At 41.2% G+C, this 18,838-nt stretch carries 17 protein-coding genes; 6 read left to right on the forward strand and 11 right to left on the reverse strand.

Annotation, left to right across the window (positions count from 1 at the left end; genetic code table 11):
- The first annotated feature begins 205 nt into the window (after nt 1-205).
- Nucleotides 206-1,135: a magnesium transporter CorA family protein gene (locus DYH63_RS17900; protein ID WP_116790101.1), complete on the forward strand. Its 930-nt coding sequence runs from the start codon at nt 206-208 to the stop codon at nt 1,133-1,135.
- A 249-nt stretch (nt 1,136-1,384) separates the two neighbouring features.
- Nucleotides 1,385-2,077 (forward strand): S24 family peptidase, encoded by a 693-nt coding sequence (locus DYH63_RS17905; protein WP_116790102.1) that lies wholly within the window; start codon nt 1,385-1,387, stop codon nt 2,075-2,077.
- 219 nt (nt 2,078-2,296) lie between these two features.
- Here DYH63_RS17905 and DYH63_RS17910 read toward each other — a convergent pair whose 3' ends face one another.
- From DYH63_RS17910 to DYH63_RS17920, 3 genes are all read right to left on the reverse strand, one after another.
- Nucleotides 2,297-2,584: a hypothetical protein gene (locus DYH63_RS17910; RefSeq protein WP_162927084.1), complete on the reverse strand. Its 288-nt coding sequence runs from the start codon at nt 2,582-2,584 to the stop codon at nt 2,297-2,299.
- Nucleotides 2,585-3,002: 418 nt separating this feature from the next.
- The gene (locus DYH63_RS17915) at nt 3,003-3,683 is read right to left on the reverse strand and encodes a response regulator transcription factor (protein ID WP_116790104.1); all 681 of its coding nucleotides are present in this window, start codon (nt 3,681-3,683) and stop codon (nt 3,003-3,005) included.
- Nucleotides 3,680-4,963 (reverse strand): sensor histidine kinase, encoded by a 1,284-nt coding sequence (locus DYH63_RS17920; protein WP_116790105.1) that lies wholly within the window; start codon nt 4,961-4,963, stop codon nt 3,680-3,682. Before DYH63_RS17920 ends, DYH63_RS17915 begins: the two co-directional genes overlap by 4 nt.
- Before the next feature lie 211 nt (nt 4,964-5,174).
- Between DYH63_RS17920 and DYH63_RS17925 the strand changes: the two genes are divergently transcribed.
- Entirely contained in the window at nt 5,175-5,666 is a 492-nt protein-coding gene (locus tag DYH63_RS17925) for a DUF1573 domain-containing protein (RefSeq protein ID WP_116790106.1), read from the forward strand.
- A gap of 146 nt (nt 5,667-5,812) precedes the next feature.
- Here DYH63_RS17925 and DYH63_RS17930 read toward each other — a convergent pair whose 3' ends face one another.
- The 4 genes from DYH63_RS17930 to DYH63_RS17945 form a co-directional block, all read right to left on the reverse strand.
- Entirely contained in the window at nt 5,813-6,259 is a 447-nt protein-coding gene (locus tag DYH63_RS17930; protein WP_205528263.1) for a GNAT family N-acetyltransferase, read from the reverse strand.
- A complete protein-coding gene (locus tag DYH63_RS17935) occupies nt 6,256-7,242 on the reverse strand; it encodes a DUF4837 family protein (protein ID WP_240409030.1) in 987 nt (328 codons plus the stop codon). The genes DYH63_RS17930 and DYH63_RS17935 overlap by 4 nt, the downstream gene beginning before the upstream one ends.
- A gap of 23 nt (nt 7,243-7,265) precedes the next feature.
- Nucleotides 7,266-8,996, reverse strand: a complete 1,731-nt coding sequence (locus DYH63_RS17940; RefSeq protein WP_116790108.1) for a LysM peptidoglycan-binding domain-containing protein — start codon at nt 8,994-8,996, stop codon at nt 7,266-7,268.
- Nucleotides 8,997-9,083: 87 nt separating this feature from the next.
- The gene (locus tag DYH63_RS17945) at nt 9,084-10,271 is read right to left on the reverse strand and encodes a phosphoglycerate kinase (RefSeq protein WP_116790109.1); all 1,188 of its coding nucleotides are present in this window, start codon (nt 10,269-10,271) and stop codon (nt 9,084-9,086) included.
- Between the two features lie 505 nt (nt 10,272-10,776).
- Between DYH63_RS17945 and DYH63_RS17950 the strand changes: the two genes are divergently transcribed.
- From DYH63_RS17950 to DYH63_RS17960, 3 genes are all read left to right on the forward strand, one after another.
- Nucleotides 10,777-11,925: a DNA polymerase III subunit gene (locus DYH63_RS17950; protein ID WP_116790110.1), complete on the forward strand. Its 1,149-nt coding sequence runs from the start codon at nt 10,777-10,779 to the stop codon at nt 11,923-11,925.
- A 240-nt stretch (nt 11,926-12,165) separates the two neighbouring features.
- Nucleotides 12,166-12,555 carry a DoxX family protein gene (locus DYH63_RS17955; protein ID WP_116790882.1) on the forward strand — a complete coding sequence of 130 codons (390 nt, stop codon included), beginning with the start codon at nt 12,166-12,168 and terminating at the stop codon, nt 12,553-12,555.
- 170 nt (nt 12,556-12,725) lie between these two features.
- On the forward strand, nt 12,726-14,264 hold the full coding sequence (locus DYH63_RS17960) for a T9SS type A sorting domain-containing protein (protein ID WP_116790111.1): 1,539 nt from the start codon (nt 12,726-12,728) through the stop codon (nt 14,262-14,264).
- Here the strand turns inward: DYH63_RS17960 and DYH63_RS17965 are convergent, their stop codons facing one another.
- From DYH63_RS17965 to DYH63_RS17980, 4 genes are all read right to left on the reverse strand, one after another.
- The gene (locus tag DYH63_RS17965; RefSeq protein WP_116790112.1) at nt 14,265-16,532 is read right to left on the reverse strand and encodes a helix-turn-helix domain-containing protein; all 2,268 of its coding nucleotides are present in this window, start codon (nt 16,530-16,532) and stop codon (nt 14,265-14,267) included.
- Nucleotides 16,533-16,641: 109 nt separating this feature from the next.
- Nucleotides 16,642-17,232: an OmpH/Skp family outer membrane protein gene (locus tag DYH63_RS17970; RefSeq protein WP_116790113.1), complete on the reverse strand. Its 591-nt coding sequence runs from the start codon at nt 17,230-17,232 to the stop codon at nt 16,642-16,644.
- 236 nt (nt 17,233-17,468) lie between these two features.
- Nucleotides 17,469-18,323, reverse strand: coding sequence for a class I SAM-dependent methyltransferase (locus DYH63_RS17975; protein WP_116790114.1), 855 nt, complete (start codon nt 18,321-18,323; stop codon nt 17,469-17,471).
- On the reverse strand, nt 18,324-18,836 hold the full coding sequence (locus DYH63_RS17980) for a hypothetical protein (RefSeq protein ID WP_162927085.1): 513 nt from the start codon (nt 18,834-18,836) through the stop codon (nt 18,324-18,326).
- Between the last annotated feature and the right edge of the window lie 2 nt (nt 18,837-18,838).

Consider the following 18,838-nt stretch of genomic DNA (forward strand, 5'->3'; position numbering starts at 1 on the left):
TATGCTCTATTATATCCTTTTCGTAAAAAACGCCACTCAAGCAGCTCCAAAAATGCAGGAAGTGAACCTACTGGCATTATAATTGATTACCTTTGCAAAAAATTTGTTGTACACCGATGGACGACTATCGACATAGAAGATTAGTAACCCTTCAGGGATAGCCAAACGCGCTTTTCCCTGATACTTAATTTAGGGAAATTGCATTATGGTAACCTTTTACACCAAAGACAACTGCGGCCTTACTACAGCCCACAGCCAAAACAACGCAATATGGATAAGCGCTGTTAACCCCACCGAAAAAGAAACCCGTTATCTGCTTTACGAACTCAACGTTCCTGAGGCATTTTATAACGATATTGAAGATATAGACGAACGCCCCCGCATAGAGTTTGAAGACGGTTGGTGCCTTATCATTATGCGTATGCCGCTAAAGACGAATGATGAGCGCCTGCCTTACAGCACGGCTCCGCTGGGTGTAATGTTTAAAGATGATGTTTTTGTATCGCTTTGCTTTACAGATAACGACCTGATTGAAGATTTTGTACAGTACTCTCAAAAGAAACGCATTTTGCCCGATGGGCATTTTGACCTTGTGCTGCGCCTGTTGATATCTACAAGCATCTGGTTCCAGAAATACCTGAAACAAATTAACCAGTTGATAAAAAGCGCAGAAGACAACCTCGAAAAATCAATCCGCAACGAAGACTTACAGGCGCTGCTGCAAATAGAAAAATGCCTCGTGTTTTTTATAACATCCATTAAAGGTAATGAGATGTTGTTTTACCGCATCCGCAACCTTAAGGGCTACCGCGAAACATTTGACCCTGAGCTTATTGAAGACGTTGAAATCGAGCTGCGCCAGGCACAGGATACCACTAACATTTACAGCGACATTCTTACCGGTACTATGGATGCTTATGCCAGTGTAATATCTAACAACCTCAACGTAATCATGAAACGGCTTACATCGATATCCATTATCTTGATGATTCCTACACTTATAGCCAGTTTTTATGGTATGAACGTGCCAAACGGGTTGCAGGAAAACAACCACGGATTATGGATAATAGCTCTGGTTTCGTTCTTTATATCGGTAGTGGGTGTACTGTTGTTTAAAAAGAAAAATCTGTTTTAAAGGTTTTACCATGCTTTTTACCACGGGGGAGCACAAAGATTTTCACTAAGATCACAAAGTTGTACAGCTATTAAGCATGCACAGCTTTGTGACCTTCCGTCGAAGACGGTTAGCGTTGTGCACATTGTGAAAATCTTTGTGTTCGCCGTGGCAAAACAGTACTCATAAACTTCGAGTGTAGTAGAATATAAAACTTCGCCAGTGCTTTGTAAGGTATTATTTTCTTACATTTGTAAAAAAATCTCATTTATGGTATCCAGAAGAGTAGGTGATTTTATTGAGGCATCGGGCATTAGCTACTATGCGTTTGAAAATTCTATAGGTGCCAGCCGTGGTGCCATAAGCAAAGCTGTAAAAGAAGAAAAAAGTATAGGCAGTAATGTGCTGGAAAAAATTATGGGGCAATACCCACAAATTAATCCGGAGTGGCTGCTTACCGGCAAAGGCACCATGCTTGCTGAAGGCGCCGAAATACCCCAGGCCGTGCGCCAGTACCGACTGCGTACTGATGTGCCTGTAGAGAGCCAGAAAATACCCTTATTTAACCTTGAGGCTGTTGCCGGGCTATTGCCACTCTTTGGCAGTGCTACTGCACAGCAACCCATAGACCATATAAGCATACCACAATTGCCAAAATGTGATGGCGCTATTTATGTTACCGGAAACAGCATGCAGCCCATACTAAACAGCGGTGATATTGTAATGTACAAGATTATGCAGGATATAAGGAGCAGCATTTTTTATGGCGAAATGTACCTGCTGGGCCTTGATATGGCCGGTGATGAGTATGTTACCGTTAAATACATTCATAAAAGCGAACAGCCCGGCCACATAAAACTGGTTAGCGAAAACCCCGCACACCAGCCTATGGACGTAGAAATGGAAAAAATACGTGCCCTTGCGCTTATAAAAGCCAGCATCCGTATCAGTGCCATGAAGTAGTCTTATGCTAATAATTTGTAGATATGGTAATTCCATTATGGCGATAGAAAGGATATCAAATCTCCTATTGGATTAGTGTAAACTACTATGAATTACTTACTGAACTGTTGAAAATAAAAAAACCTCTGATTTTAGGATCAGAGGTTTTATAAACAGGCAAAATAGATAGAAAACCTGTTTAGTAATAAATATATAAATAGGCGCTAAAAAGTCAGTGCATTACTTTGATTTTTTAGCAGGGTTAGCTTTTTTAGCCTCCGCTTTGTCATCTTTAGATACCGCCTCTACTTTAGCATTATCACTTGTTGTTGCCGGTTGTGTAGCCGCAGGCTGTGCTGTAGCAGTAGCTGCCGGTGCAGGCTGTGCCGTTGTTACCGGGGTAGCTGCACTTGTTGTTGTAGCCGTGGCAGTAGTTGTTTCTTTTGTAGTTTGCGTTGTTTTAGCCGGTTCTTGTGCAGTTGCTAAAAGTCCTGTTAGCATTAGTGCACTTACAAATAATTTTTTCATGTGTATTGTAGGTTTTTAATATTGTCGTTATACCATTACATAAGACAAGATTAATGCCTGAACAGCCGAGGCAGAAGATATAGCTAACAAACAACAACCTAAACAAACTGTTTATCAACAGTTTATAAAACAAAATTCCTTTATCCTATAAAATTTTATTGATTACAATATATGCGCTGCGCTGTAGAAAATTGTGGAAACAAATGTAGAAATGTGTGGGTAATCAGCATGTTATGGTTATTATTCGCCCACATATAAAATCAAAAAAAACTTTCCAGCATAATGGATGTGCAACATTTTCTAGTATTGAGATTCTTCGACTCCGCTGCGCTTCGCTCAGAATGACAATAACCATACAGAACATTAGAGTACGTATCATTTAATGCGTAAAGAATGAATGCAGAAAAAACCTAATAAACTAAGGCGCTACCAGTTTAAAGCCTACACGGGGTATGTTCTCTATCCTGATATTTTCGTCTTCGCGGAAAATTTTTCGCAGGCGCGAAATAAAAACATCCATGCTGCGGCCCATAAAGTAATCGTCTGTACCCCAAAGCGCGGTAAGTATCTTTTCGCGTTTCAATACGTTATTTTTATGGTCTATAAAAAGCTTAAGCAGTGCACTTTCGCGTTCGGTAAGCTGGGTGGTTTCGCCTTCTTTATCAAGTAGGTAATTTACGGGGTCAAAGGTAAAAGCACCCACGGTATATGTAGTGTTTTTTACAACGGTAAGCTTTTGGCTGCGTTGTAAAAACACTTCTATTTTTAAGATAAGCTCCTCTATGCTATAGGGTTTTACAAGGTAATCGTCGGCACCCAGCTTAAGGCCCTTAATACGGTCTTCTTTAAGTGTTTTTGCCGAAAGGAAGATTATAGGTACCTCAACGTCCAGGTTGCGTATGGCGGCAGCAAGCTCAAAACCGTCCATTTCGGGCAGCATCACATCAAGTATGCACAAGTCAAATCCACCTTTTTTAAAGGCTTCAAAAGCATCCTTCCCGTTTACAAAATGCACTACATCATAGTGTTGCTCAAGGTTATCGGCCGTAAGAAACGCAAGCGTACTGTCGTCTTCTACATATAGTATTCTTTTTTTCATGTAATGCTGTTTTTAGGGATAACAATGCTCACAGTTAGTCCACTGCCGGCAGGTTTGTTATGCAGTGATATTTTCCACCCGTGAAGTTCACAAATCTTTTTTACATAAAAAAGCCCGATACCAAAACCCTCTACATCTTTTTTATTTTCGCGCGGCACGCGGTAAAAACGGTCAAACACAAAATCAATATGCTCCTGTGCTATACCGGGGCCATTATCGCTTATTTCTATCACCAGGCCTTTACCGTGCGGAGCCAGGCGTATTTGTATATCAGTGTCAGCAGGACCATACTTAATAGCGTTTTCTACTATGTTATACAGTATGTTATATACATGAAACTCATCTGCGGCCACCTCATGTGTACTACCTGCAATGGCAAGGTTTATATGCGCCTTTTCAAACTTAAGCCCTGCATTATCTTTAACAAGTTCCAGTGTTTCGGCAATGTTGAATGGCTTTTTTTCGAGCCTGCCTATACCGCTGTCGTTTTTAGCTACAGAGAGTACACGTTCTATATGCTGGTTAAGCTTATTGCTTTGTTCTATAATTATCTTAAGGTACTTGTTTAACTTGGGGTTATCTTCTATTTCGTGCTGTTTAGCGGCATAATTAGATGCAATGAGTATAGACGATAGCGGTGTTTTAAACTCGTGCGTCATGTTATTAATAAAATCTTTTTGCAGCTCAGTATACCTTTTTTGCTTGAGCAGCAAAAATACAGAGTACACATAAATAACCAATACTAGAAAAAGCACCGCAGTATATATCCAGTACTGCCCCAGGGTGTTAATGTAGCTATGCGTCATTTCGGGGAAGCGTACCGCAAAGTAATATACCAGTCCCGGGCGTTTAGTAAAGCAGTTTACACATTTCATGTTTTCATTGCTTACTACTTGTCCGGCCATGTTTACATACTCGCCATATACCATTTCATCGCCAGAGCAGTCATAAATGGCATATTCATAATCCATATCGAGCTTTACTTTTAAAAACTCATTTTTCAGGTAATAGTCTAATACACTGGCTTCAAAAACATCGTTTACATTTACTACATAGTAGTCTTCAGATACTTTTTTAATAGGGCTGGCTGTAGGCAGTTCGCTATTATTATCCCGGTAAATTTTATCGGTAACGTCCTGAAGTGCAAAGTGTATCTTCTCACCAAGGTCTTTCTTGGCAAACGTGTAGGCCTCATTAAGCATTACAAGCTGCATGGTAATAACCCCAACTATGGCTACCAGGCCTATAAATACGATTATGTTTAGTTTATTTAACTTCACTTTACTTTGGTATGCGTTTTGCTTTTGTGTTGCCGTAACGCTCTTTTTTGCATCAAATATTATTACAAATCAGCCTGTAATACAAACCGTTAACAAGTTATTAACAACGATTTAAAAACGGTTAACAAATGTATGGCGTTAAGGTAATATATTTGTGATATTAAAAAGTGACCGAACAAAATATTAATAACTAATATAATTACTTGCAAGTATGAAAACATTGAAACTAACATTATTCGCTGCTGCTTTATTTCTTTCAGTAGGTGTAAATGCTCAGGAAGTTGCTAAAAAGAAAGATCTTAAAGCTGCGCCTGCTGCTGCAACTCCTGCTAAAGTAGAAGTTAAAGACCAGAAGCCAACAGGCCTTTCTTTTAAAGAAGAGGTTCATAACTTTGGCGATATTGAAAAAGGTAAGCCTGTAACGCATGAGTTTACTTTTAAAAACACATCTAAGCAAACTATACTTATTACAGGTGTAAAAGCTTCTTGCGGATGTACTACGCCTACATGGACTAAAACACCTATACAGCCGGGTGAGTCTGGAAACGTTACAGCTACTTACAATGCTGCTAACCCTGGCCCTTTTACAAAAACGATTACCGTTACTGCTAACGATACTGACCAGAACAAGATACTTACCATTAAAGGTAAAGTAGATTCTCCTGAGGTTGCTGCTCCTGCTGCTGCACCTACTCAGCAATAATCTGGCAGAATAAATAAATTTCAAAAAAGCCTCCACATTGCTGTGGAGGCTTTTTTTATTGGGCTGAATTTCAAAATTAATTAGAAAGACACTCTGAAACGGCTATACGATGAATTAGGTACTCCTCGATTATTCAACGGAATATACTATTCCCTGTTCATTTTAATATGCGGAATATCATCTTCAAGGTAGCCCTCCCCTTCCTGAATGAAACCGTGGGTTTCATAGAATTTTTTAAGGTATTCCTGTGCTGATATAGTAATTACACCGGTACCAAAATTCTCAACTATACCATCGATTGAAGTCTTGATAAGGCTGTGGCCAAACTTGTGGGCGCGGTATTCCGGGCTAACCACTACCCTGCCTATAGAGGCATTGTCAAAATAATAGCCGGGGCCAAAAAGGCGTGTATAGGCAACAATTTTGTCGTTAAACGTACCAATAACGTGTAATGCCTTTGGGTCTTTACCATCTATATCCTGATAAACGCAGTTTTGCTCTACTACAAACACTTCACTACGAAGTTTCAACACTTCATACACCTCAGCAACAGAAAGTGCCGCAAAAGGCTTTATTTCAAATTTTATACTCATAAAAATTTTGTAGACCGTATTATCGACTCCAGTTCCAGTATCAAATCGCGCTTAGGAGATGACGGGCTGTATATAAACCCTTCTATAACCATGTAGCAGTTGTGTTTATAATCGCGAATGCTGTAGCTAATAAAAGGCCCGTTCATAAAATCGTTCTTCATTTCCCAGTTGCCCCTTGTTTCAAAAGCGCTCCTGTCGTTAAAGCTCGTCATAAATACCGATGGCGAATATGCTGTTTCTGTCACCATGTATGTATCAGGTTCCTGCCCGTGTATGTACAAATTACCAATAGAGTCGCGCATCCTGATGATGTTGTTAACCATTTCCTTATCCTTTTCAAGGGTAATATAAGGCACGCGGTACAGCAGCAAATTAGTATTACCTCCGGAAATTTCTTTTTTTAGCCAGAGAAAATTATCGTTCTTAAGGGCATAGCGGTAAGTAACCGGCACTTTTATAGATATGCCATAGGTCTTTTCAAAATACACAGTATCACGAAGGCCGAGCTTATCGTTTCGCCTTTGGGTTACGGTCATTTCTCCCAGCCTTATGGTTTTAATAATCTCATCGCTGTACATCCGTATGGTTTCCAGCAATTGAGATGTATTTTTGCCGCTAAGGGTAAAAACATTTTGTGGTGTGCAGTAATCGTTCTGGTGGTACACAAAACGGTCTTCGGGCTCATCATCTTCTTTTTCAACAAAAATGATGTTGCGCCCCTTTTTAATTTCGCCGTCAAAAGCCTGCGGATGGTATTGTTTCAGCGTAAATACGGGTTCTTCCTGGGTAAGGCCCTCTACGGGAGCAGCAAATTTTTTGCGAAGGCTATCGCCCACAACACCGTTCCACAACACATCGCTAATGATAATGTTTACCTCATTAACCTCCCCTTCTGATATGGCCTTGGCCACCTTATCCTCCTGACACGAAAAAGTGCAGCAAACCAGTAAACACAAGGCTACTATTTGCTGCACTTTTTTCATAAAATATATGTTTTGGGCCATTGCTAGTTGACCGATACTACCTTCAGTTTCATTCCGGGCTGAATGCTTTCGCCCTTAATGTCATTCCATTTTTTGATGTTTTCTACGGTAACACCAGGATGTTTTCTTGCAATGCTAAAAAGCGAATCGCCTTTTTGTACAATATACATGGCCGCCTCTTCATAGCTCGACTCACGCACTTTTCTAACAGAAGCTGCAATCGTGTTTGGCTTGGCATCTGCAATTGCAGGTGTATCGCATTCTGCAACAGCAGGCGCAGCATCATCAGCAATTGGCTCTTTTGCAGGAGCAACCGTTTTAAGCGCAGGCTTAGCAGGTTTTGTAGCAGCAATAGCCGTATCTGCAGGTGCTATAATTACAGGCTCTTTTACAATAGTTGTCTTTTGTATCTTAAGCTTTTGGCCCGCCATAATGTTATTGCCCTTAATCCTGTTCCATTGCTTAAGTTCAGCCACAGATACATCATAACGGCTCGCAATTTCGCCCAGGTTATCACCGCGTTTTACAACATACGACTTTGTGGTAACATTGCTTTTCTTAGTGTACTTACTTCTTGACGGCGCAGCTGCATAAGCCTGCTCTTTCTCAGGAGAGCCTACAAAGTATGGCCTTTCGCGTTTACTATCTTCATGGTCAATATAAGCATAAATGGCTTTTTCGTTAGAAGCAAATAAACCTATTTTATCTTTTGGTAACCTCAGGTAGTGAGCCTTAGCAGCATTGTGAGGTATTACATCAAGCTTATAGATAGGGTTAAGAAACTGTAGCTGGCTAACCGGTACATCTACCAGGCTTGCAATTTGCTTAAACGACATTTGGCGTTTTACCATAACGGTATCGGTCTCAAAATACGTCAGCGGAGCTTTTTTACCGTTAATACCATGCTCTTTAGCATATTCATAGATATACATTGTAGCCAGGAACGTAGGGTTATATGCCTGTGTCTCTTTTGGCAGGTTACGGCGAATGTTCCAGTAGTTCTTATAATCTCCACTACGGCGAATGGCTTTGGTTACATTACCAGGGCCGGCGTTGTATGATGCAAGTACCAAATCCCAGTCGCCAAAGATGTTGTAAAGGCTTGTAAGATACTGGCACGCAGCCTCTGTAGCTTTTAACGGATCTAGGCGTTCGTCTACATAACTATCTACCTCAAGGCTGTATTGCTTGCCGGTAGGGTACATAAACTGCCATAATCCAGATGCGCCCACGTGGCTTTTAGCCCTTGGGTTTAGCGCACTTTCTATAACCGCCAGGTATTTAATTTCGATAGGAACGTTGTACTTGGCAAGGTACTCTTCAAACATCGGGAAATAGTACTCACTAATCGCCATCAGCCTTTCATAGCTGCGCGGGCGGTTTTTAAGGTACGATTTTATAATGTTTTCAAGGCCTTTGCTGTATTCGATATTAAACGGCGACCTGGCATCCAGCTTGGCAAGCCTTTGCTTAAGCAGTTCGGTATTAAGGCTGTAATCTACCTCAACATCAGGGTTAACATTCTTAAGGTCTTCCTGCATGTTTTCAAACAGGTCGTTGTTAGAAAGTTCGCCCATCCATAAACTGTCTACACAAGCCATTTCGTGATTGCGCACAAAAGTGGATTTAATAGAGTCTAGGAACGACATTTTTACTACCGGCTGCGGATTGATCTCCACCAGCACTGATTCCTGGGCAAAAGCACCCACCGAAAGCAGCGCGAATGCGAATGACAATGTTCTTTTTTTATTCATAATTTACTCCTCCTGGTCAATTATAACGTATTGCAAAGCAACAAAGTATAAACTTTTAATTTAAAATTGTATTGTAAACTTTAACAACTATCCCTGTATGGCAGCAATGCCGGGAAGTGTTTTTCCTTCAAGCATCTCCAGCATGGCACCGCCACCTGTAGATACATAGCTCATTTTTGGCTCAAGGCCAAATTGTTTCACCGCTGCTACAGAGTCGCCACCACCCACAAGAGAGAAAGCGCCGTTTTTAGTAGCCTCAGCTATAAACTCACCAAGGGTAATGGTACCGTTGGCAAATTTTTCCATCTCGAACACGCCAATAGGGCCGTTCCAAAGTATTGTTTTACTTTCCAGTATTACTTTCTTAAAGTTCTCAAGGGTTTTAGGCCCTGCATCAAGACCCTGCCATCCGTCAGGAATCTCATTAACGTCTACTACCTGAGTATTAGCATTGTTGCTAAAATCATCGGCCGCAACCACATCTACAGGTATGTGTACCTGTACATTGTTAGCTTTAGCTTTTTCAAGTATTTCAAGGGCAAGGTCCAGCTTATCAAGCTCGCAGATAGAGTCGCCTACATTTCCGCCAAGGGCTTTAATGAAGGTATAGGTCATACCGCCGCCCACAATAAGGTGGTCTATTTTGCTCAGGATGTTTTCTATAACCGTAATTTTTGTAGACACTTTACTACCGCCAAGAATAGCCGTAACCGGTTTTTCGCTGTTTTTAAGTACCTTGTCTAAACTGTCGATCTCTTTAGCAAGAAGCGCACCAAAAACCTTAGCCTCAGGAAAATAATTTGCAATTATTGTGGTAGAAGCGTGTGCACGGTGAGCAGTACCAAAGGCATCGTTAACATAAACATCGCCCAGTTTAGCAAGTTTTTGTGCAAAATCTGCATCGCCGGCTTCTTCTTCTGCATAAAAACGAAGGTTTTCAAGAAGCAGCACTTCACCCGGCTTAAGACCTGCAGCAGCAGCGTCAGCTACTTCGCCCACACAGTCTTCAGCAAACTTAACCTCTACACCCAGCACTTCGCTAACTTTAGCAAGAATGTGCTTAAGGCTGTACTTCTCCTCTTTACCTTTCGGGCGGCCCAGGTGGCTCATTAAGATCACGCTTCCGCCGTCTGCCAAAATTTTATCGATAGTAGGTTTAGCAGCAGTAATACGGTTATCGTCAGTAACGTTAAAGTTCTCATCAAGAGGTACATTAAAGTCTACACGTATAACGGCTTTCTTATCTTTAAAATCAATGTCGGCAAGAGTTTTCATAAAGTGTTTCTAAGATTTGTTTACATTAGGTGAAAGGCAAATATAGGCGTTTCTGTTAATAATTCGCTAAAAAATTGTTCATAAAGATTTTTACAATTCTAATAAATAATTGAATATCAATTGATTGTTAGTGTGTTAAATTTTAATTTCCTACATGAAACGGAAGAAATCTGTAATGAGATTTTGAGGGTAGAGATGAGCGAAAACGATTAAGTAAATAAATGGGGAGAGCTTATTTATCTGTAGTCTTTGCGAGCGGAGGAACGGAGCGCGGCAATCTTTAGAGTCTATTATATTTGCAACTTAATAAATTCTCTGTAACCTTGGCTGACACAGTTACGTCTAATCTACCCAATCGTATATAACTGCACAACGGAAAGCTTTGTCTATGAAAGATTGCCGCGCTCCGTTCCTCCGTTCGCAATGACTATACCTGAATAAAATGAACCATAACTTTGCTACTTTGTAACTCTGCAACTAACCAACTTTCCCCTATCTTTGCCCCATGCTTTTTTCAGAAATTTTAGGGCAGGACCACATCAAAAGCCACTTAGCCACCAGTGCCACTAGCGGCCGTATACCCCATGCACAGTTGTTTATAGGGCCGGAAGGTTCGGGTACGCTACCGTTGGCCATTGCCTATGCGCAGTATATTTTGTGCAGCAATACCGGTGGCGAAAACCAGGGAGGCAATGAAGCCTGTAACCTGAAATTCCGCAACTTATCACACCCTGATCTGCACTTTGTATTTCCGGTGGCGGCTAACAGCGAGGTAAAAAGCCACCCCGTAAGTGCCCACTTTTTAAAGCACTGGCGCGAGTTTATTGCCGAAACACCTTACGGCAGCCTGTTTGACTGGTACAAGAAGATAGACATTGCAAACAAGCAGGGACAGATAGGTGTAGACGAGGCGACCGAAATTGTAAAATCGCTTTCGCTAAAGGCGTATGAGGGCGGTTACAAGGTGATGATCATCTGGATGGCCGACCGCATGAATACCGCCACGGCAAACAAGCTGCTAAAGCTGCTCGAAGAGCCACCGCAAAAAACGGTATTCCTGCTTATTGCCGAAAGTGAAGATGATATTTTGCAAACCATACTTTCCCGCTGCCAGGTGCTGAATTTTAATGCGTTGCCTGAACAGGTTATTGCAAACGCTCTTGTTTCACGTGAAAATATAGAACCTAACGCCGCCATGAAACTGGCACACCAGGCGCAGGGCAACTACAATAAAGCCTTACACTTACTACATAAAACCGACGACGCCCTTCCGTTTGAGGAATGGTTTGTAATGTGGGTGCGCGCTGCCTTTCGCGCCAAAGGAAACGCCGCTGCAATACACGACCTTATAGCGTGGAGCGAGCAGATTGCCGGCATTGGCCGCGAGGCACAAAAGCAGTTCCTTAATTTTTGTATCGATATGTTCCGCCAGGCATTACTGCTTAATTATAAGGCAGATAAACTGGTATTTATGGAACCTAAAGTAGATAAGTTTAAACTCGAAAATTTTGCACCGTTTGTAAATGGCAGCAACATCAACGATATTTTTAAAGAGCTGAGCGATGCCCTGTACCACATAGAGCGCAACGGTAACGCCAAAATTATCCTGACCGATTTGAGCATTAAGCTTACAAGGCTAATTCATAAGAAGTAGTTTTTTAGTAGGCAGTGTTCAGTCGCAGTAGGCAGTAGCTTCACTTTACTGTAAAGCTTTGTGTCCTTCCTCCGCAGGAGGTAATCTTTGTGGTTCTTGGCGCCTTCTTTGTGCAACTTTGTGGTAAAAAAATCTGCAGTTGTAAAGCAGCAACGTCATCCGCATGCCATAAAAACAAAAACACCGCTCTCTTACAAAGTTTTACTATTTTTGACTACCAAAATAAACAAACACAATACAATGGAAACAAACCTGAATCCCGTAATCATTATTACCCTGGCGTTTTTTGCCATTACATTTATACAGTCGGGCTACGACAAGATCATGGACTGGAAAGGCAACATCGGCTGGCTAAAAGGCCACTTTGCCGCTACCCCAATTAAAAATATGGTACCGCTTTCGCTAATGCTCATTCTTGTTTTAGAAATACTTGCGGGTGCTTTTGCCGTTATTGGCATCATAAAAATATGGATGGATGAAGGTACAGAATTTGCTTTCTATGCCGGTGTGCTTAGCGCCATTACGCTGCTTTTTCTGCTACTTGGCCAGCGCCTTGCTAAAGATTATGACGGCGCCCGTACCATAGTAATTTACTTTATCCCCGCTATACTCCTGCTTACCTGGGTATAGTGCAGAGGGTTTGAATTGTCAGATAATTCTACCGTTAACTTATATTAAAAACCTGCGGGCCTTTGCTTCGCAGGTTTTTTTGTGTCGTATCAAAATTATTACTTTATCAATATTAATTGTATGTAATTATTAATCAGTAGCTTTATGTAGTAATTTAAACCCAAAAAATTATGAAAACACTACTACTCTGCATACTTCTCACTACTATTTCTACCGTTGCACAACAGCCTGCCATTACCTGGCAAAAATCTCTTGGCGGCACACAATACGACGGGCTAAATGATATAAACCCAACGCCCGATGGCGGGTATATTATTTGTGGATACACAACTGGCGTTGACGGACAGACCGTTGAAACCTTTGGTGGGAATGATGGATGGCTAACCAAGCTGGATGCCAACAAAAACGTAGTATGGCAAAAAGCATATGGCGGCAATAAAAACGACCAGTCTTCTAAAGTACTCCCCACGCCAGATGGCGGCTATGTTTTTACAGGATTTTCTTACTCAGACCAGGGCACGTTTGCAGCAGCCCACGGCAATGCAGATATGTGGGTAGTTAAAACCGATGCCTCGGGCAATGTGCTTTGGCAAAGGCTTTTGGGCGGAAACGAACAGGATATAGCAATGGGCATTGCCCTGGCTCCCGACGGCGGCTATGTGCTTACAGGCCAAACCTATTCTAACAATGGCGACGTTGCCCAAAACCTTGGCGCATCAGACTGTATTGTGTTAAAACTTGACGAACAGGGAAATACAATATGGACTAAATTATTTGGCGGTAATAACCTTGATTATCCTAATAGTGTGAGCAATACCGCTGACGGAGGATATATTATCGGCGGGCATCTTGGCTCTGCCGATAGTAATGCCCAAGGCCTGCATTACGACCCCGACTATGGCATGGCCGAAGCATGGGCCATAAAAATTGATGGCAGTGGCAACCTACAATGGGAACGGGCTTACGGAAGTATTAAAGGTGAGCAGGCTTACACCATAAAACAAACATCTGACGGAGGTTACATAATGGGTGCCATTACAGACCTTGAGCCTGATACCCAAAATGGCGATATAGCATCGGCATACGGAAACAGCGATTTCTGGATCGTGAAGCTTAATGCAACCGGTAACATTGTATGGGAAAAAACACTGGGAGGCACCATGGGCGATCATTACGCAGATATTGTAGCAACCACAGATGGTTTTATTGCTGTAGGCTCTTCAACGTCAGAAGATACAAACGTTAGTGCGAACTATGGTGAGACCGATATCTGGATGGTAAAAGTAAGCAGCAACGGGCAGTTAGTCTGGGAGAAAAACTTTGGTGGTATATTGTCTGACCGTGCAGAAAGAATTTTTATTGATAATCAGGGAACTATCATTGTTGGAGCCAATACAGAATCGCGTAATTTTGATGTTGCCCAAAACTTTGGGCGCAGCGATATATGGCTTTTTAGTGTCAACGATCCTACCTTGATATCAGGTACTTACGGGTTTTCTCAACCTACCCTCTACCCTAACCCGGCTTCAGAATACATTTACCTAAACAATATTTCTCAACCCTTGTCCAACTATAGCATTACAGATAATTCAGGACGTATAGTACTAAAAGGCAATAGTGTAAATAAGATAGATGTCAGCTCTTTAGCATCAGGCATTTACCAGATACAAACGGGAAATACAACGGGTTTAAAATTCATTAAGAACTGATTACGAAAGCGTTGCCTTGTATATCCTTAATTCGCCGTAGGTAAATTTATCACCATACTTTTCTTTAAGCGGTCCCAGGGCATCTTCGGTATAACCCTCAAACGCCTCGGCAAGTTCGGCTATCTTATCCTGTGGCAACAGGTCTTCAATTGCAATTTTTCCGCTTTGCACAAGCCCTGCAAGGTGGCTTTGCACAGTAGTTTCGGTAAGCTTGCGGTGTGCTGCTATTTCTTTAACCGTCATATTCTGCTGATGCAGCTCCAAGGTTTCTAAAAGAGTCGACTTTTTCGGCTCTTTTTTCTTTTTAGGAGCATAGCGGTCTTCATATTCCTCCGGTTCTTCTTCAATAATTGTGGTAGGGTTATTACGCATAATTACCATTATAGCTTCAATCTTATCTGCCTTATACGATTGTATTTCCTGAGTAGACAGCGTTTCTTTATTAATGGTTTCACCCGCAGCCAGTACATCAACGAGCTTTTTAGCCCGAAGCATTTTTAATACAGCATTGGTCTGCAACTCTTCAATCTCAGAGAGTTCGTCATAAAAAGCCTTGGCGCGCTTTGTGCGCTTTACCTCCTCTATTTTGCTGTACAGGCTTGTTGCAATGTTATCCATAACCGGAAAAAAGTAACCTACGGCGGCATATACCCGTTCTTTAATATGCTGAATATCTGCCGGGCGGTCTGCAAAAAGCTTTTCGAGCTGCAAAACAAATTTACCCGCCGCACCTATTAGCATATGAATGCGGTCTTCCTGCTGGGCTGCCCACTGGCGGTGCGGCGCTTTAACCGTTTTTTCACCTTCGTGCAGGTAACTGTGCTTGTGCCCCTGCCATTGCCTGGCAAGTGTTGTCCAGTTAAAGCTATTTTTTAGAAAGTTAGCAGCAAAGTTCAGGGTTTCCTGTTCCAGCGAGTTGGCCAATTCATCTTCTCCTGCCTTGCCCTGGGCATACTCCATTACGTCTTCATCATTACTAATACCATTCATACGCATCGGAGAAAGCAAAATAAGCCCCTCTAACGAACGCAAACGGCTTAAAGCAACATATGCCTGTCCCGGCATAAAAACGTGCGATACGTCGAGCACAGCTTTATCAAATGTTAATCCCTGGCTCTTGTGCACCGTTATGGCCCATGCCAAACGCAACGGATAATGCACAAACGTGCCCAAAACTTCTTCTATTACTTCTTTAGTATTTGGGTCTACGGTATAGCGCACGTTTTCCCATTCGTACTTGTCTACCGTTATGGTTTCTTTATCTTCAAACTCTACTACAACCTCGTCTTTAGTAAGCGATTTTATAATACCTATCTTCCCGTTAAAATAACGCTTCTCCGGCGAAAGGTCGTTTTTGATAAACATTACCTGGGCATTAACTTTCAGGCGTAACGATTGTTCCACGGGATAGATCTTCTCCGGAAAATCGCCTACAATATCCGGCATATAGATATATTCCTTCCCTTTCAGGTCGGTCAGTGCCGTAGCATTCATGGCATCGGCCTTATTGTTGTGGGTGGTAAGGGTTATGTAACCGGGATGGTCTTTGAGTTCGAAATCGGTCTTTACAAATTCGTTCAAAACCTTAAGGTCATCATTGGTTATTATATTGTTCCTCAAATTGTTAAGCACCCCTATAAAGCGGTCGTCGGTCTGCCTGTAAATTTTATCAAGCTCAATATACACTGGCGCATTTTCTTGCACTACATGACTGTGAAAGAAGAACTTACCTCTATAAAAATGCTGTAAAACACTCCATTCTTCATTGCGCACTACGGGCGGAAGTTGTAGCAAATCGCCAATAAACAATACCTGTACACCACCAAAGGGGGTATTGCGCTGGCGTACACTGCGCAGCATAAAATCCATGGCATCGAGCAAATCTGCACGCAGCATACTAACCTCGTCTATAACCAGCAATTCCATATTAAGCAGCACATTTTTCTTTTCGGCACGCATGGTAAAATGACGGCGCAGGCTAACTTTATTTTCAAACCTCACACTTTCAGATGCTTGCGGAGCCTGGTCTACCGTAGGCAAAAAACCGGCAAACGGCAGCTGAAACATACTGTGTATGGTAACGCCGCCCGCATTAAGCGCAGCAATACCCGTAGGAGCTACAACCACAACATTTTTATGCGTGGTACGGATAATCTCTTTAAGCAGTGTGGTTTTTCCTGTACCGGCTTTACCGGTAAGAAAAATACACTTGTTGGTTTGGTTTATAAAACGCAGCGCATATTCTGCCGCGGGCGAAAAGTTTTGCATGGCAAATGAAATAGTGGTTAAAAATACATCTTTTTAAGAAAATATTCTTACATTCTTTAAATAAAAAATGCTCCTAATTTAGGAGCATTGATTTTATATCAAATAGATATTATTTCTTTTCTTCTTTAGCTTCTTCCGCTTTAGCAGTAGTAGTATCTTCTTTAGCAGCACCTTTGTATTTAGAATTTACCTGGCTAAGTATCTCTTTTGTAATATCATAGCTGTCTTTAGCATAAAGAATACTTGCAGCATCGCCAGTACCATATACATAGTCATAGCCATTTTTCTTGCCATATTCTTTAATTACACGCTTCATCTGGCTTACAATAGTATCGCGTTTAACGCCAAATTCTTTAGCAAATTCCTGCTGAATTGTTTGTTGCTTAACAGTAAGCTCCTGGTTTCTTTTTTGAAGATCCTGGCCACGTAGCTGTGCCCATTGCTCACCTTTAACTGCTGCTTCTTTCTGAAAGCTTGCAGCATCCAGCTGTAACTGCCTTGCGTCATTTTGAAGTTCACGTCCCAGCTCTTCTTCTTTAACTTTTGCTTTATCTTCAAGATCTTTTAGCTCCTGAGATTCTTCTACAAGTTTAGAAGTATCTACATAAGCAGTTTTAAAACCTGAAGCGGTTGCAGCACCTTCTTTGTTACATGAAACTAATGCAAGGGCAGCGCCCAGTATTAAAAGTGATTTTTTCATTTTCTGAAATTAGTTGTTTTAAATTTTTGGTAAAAATAAGAATAATGCCCAACGTACCAAAAATGAAGCATTTTTTCTGTGATTTTTACACTATAAAGTTAATCTATTAATATTGCGTATTACTATAAGCTTCGTTAATCAAAACCGACTCAAAATAAAGCGATTTGCGGCACTTTTAAAAAATTGGCAACAAAAGCCATGTTAAGCCTTATAAACGTTTAATTGGCAGCTTTATTTTAGTTTTTAGTATTCTTTAGCACATAAATATGCGACGAATAGTCAAAATTTTTGCCTGCTTTGACATTTGATACCAATCCGCGATAAAAACCGCCCACAAAATTCATTTTCCCGGTTTTATACTTTTCCGAAAGTAAGCTTACATAAAAGCTGTCAAATTTCATTGGCAGTACTTCTATCAAATCTATACCCTGCAACCCAAAAAGTTTTTTGATAGCTGTTTTACTAAAATGCCAAAGGTGCCTTGGCACATCATAAGCTGCCCAAAACTTTCCGTAGTATTGGGCATCGTATGATTTGTAGTTTGGCACTGCAACTATAATAACGCCATCCGGCTTAAGGATACGCTTTAATTCTGTAATCTGCTGCTCTACGTCGGGCACGTGCTCTAATACATGCCACATGGTAATAACATCTTTACTGTGCGATGGTACATCTGATAATTGCGATGCAAAGCTTATACCTTTACCTATAGCTATACCCCTTGCCTTTTCACTTGGTTCTACACCCGTAATATTCCAACTTGCATTTTTTGCTACAACTAAAAAATCTCCGGTTCCGGCACCAATATCCAGCAATTCGCCTTTAGAGGGTTTAAACTTTTGTATTAGCGAAATTTTATCGCGCAATGCCTTTTGTTTTACCGTGTGGTATAATTTCTCAAAAAGCGAGCGCTTACCATCGGTATGTGAAATATAATCTTCGCTTTCATAATACCTGCCCAAATCTGCCGGTGCGGGCTGTGGATGCGTTTTAAGGAGTTCCAGGTCTTTGTCGAGCAACAGCTCAAAAGTTTCTCCGGAAACAGAATGGTCTTTTACTGTAATGTAAACGTTGTGGTCTTTAAAATCCATTTATAGGTTGTTGTATTCGTCTTTTAAGTTTTTAAGGTATTTTAAGGCAATGTTGTAGAAAAGTGAGTTTTCTTTAAGGCAATCTTCGTTAGCATCTGTAATCATAGAAATCCCGATAAATTTTTCTGTAGAACCAATCACGTTTTGCTCATTCTCCTGCTTGGTTACCATAAACTGGCCCATATCAAAATATTTCTGCAATTCATCACTGGTGTAAACAAATACTTTAAAACGATATCCTTCAACTTTTACCCAATAGCTTACTTCGTCATATTGCCCTACCGCATACTTATCTGCTGCAAACTGCGCAAAAATTATTTTACGCGGATTGTTTTCAAAAATAAATGCGGTAAGCCCTTCTTGTTTACCTAGTATTTGCTTTCCGTTTTCTACCAGTACATAATCCTGTATTTCTACAGTATGGCGCGGTGCTACACATGATGCAAATGTACACAGCACTAAAAACACCAAAAACCCTTTTATAAAAAGGGTTTTTATTTTTGCTTGTTTCACGT

The organism is Flavobacterium psychrotrophum (assembly GCF_003403075.1).
GTDB classification, from domain to species: domain Bacteria; phylum Bacteroidota; class Bacteroidia; order Flavobacteriales; family Flavobacteriaceae; genus Flavobacterium; species Flavobacterium psychrotrophum.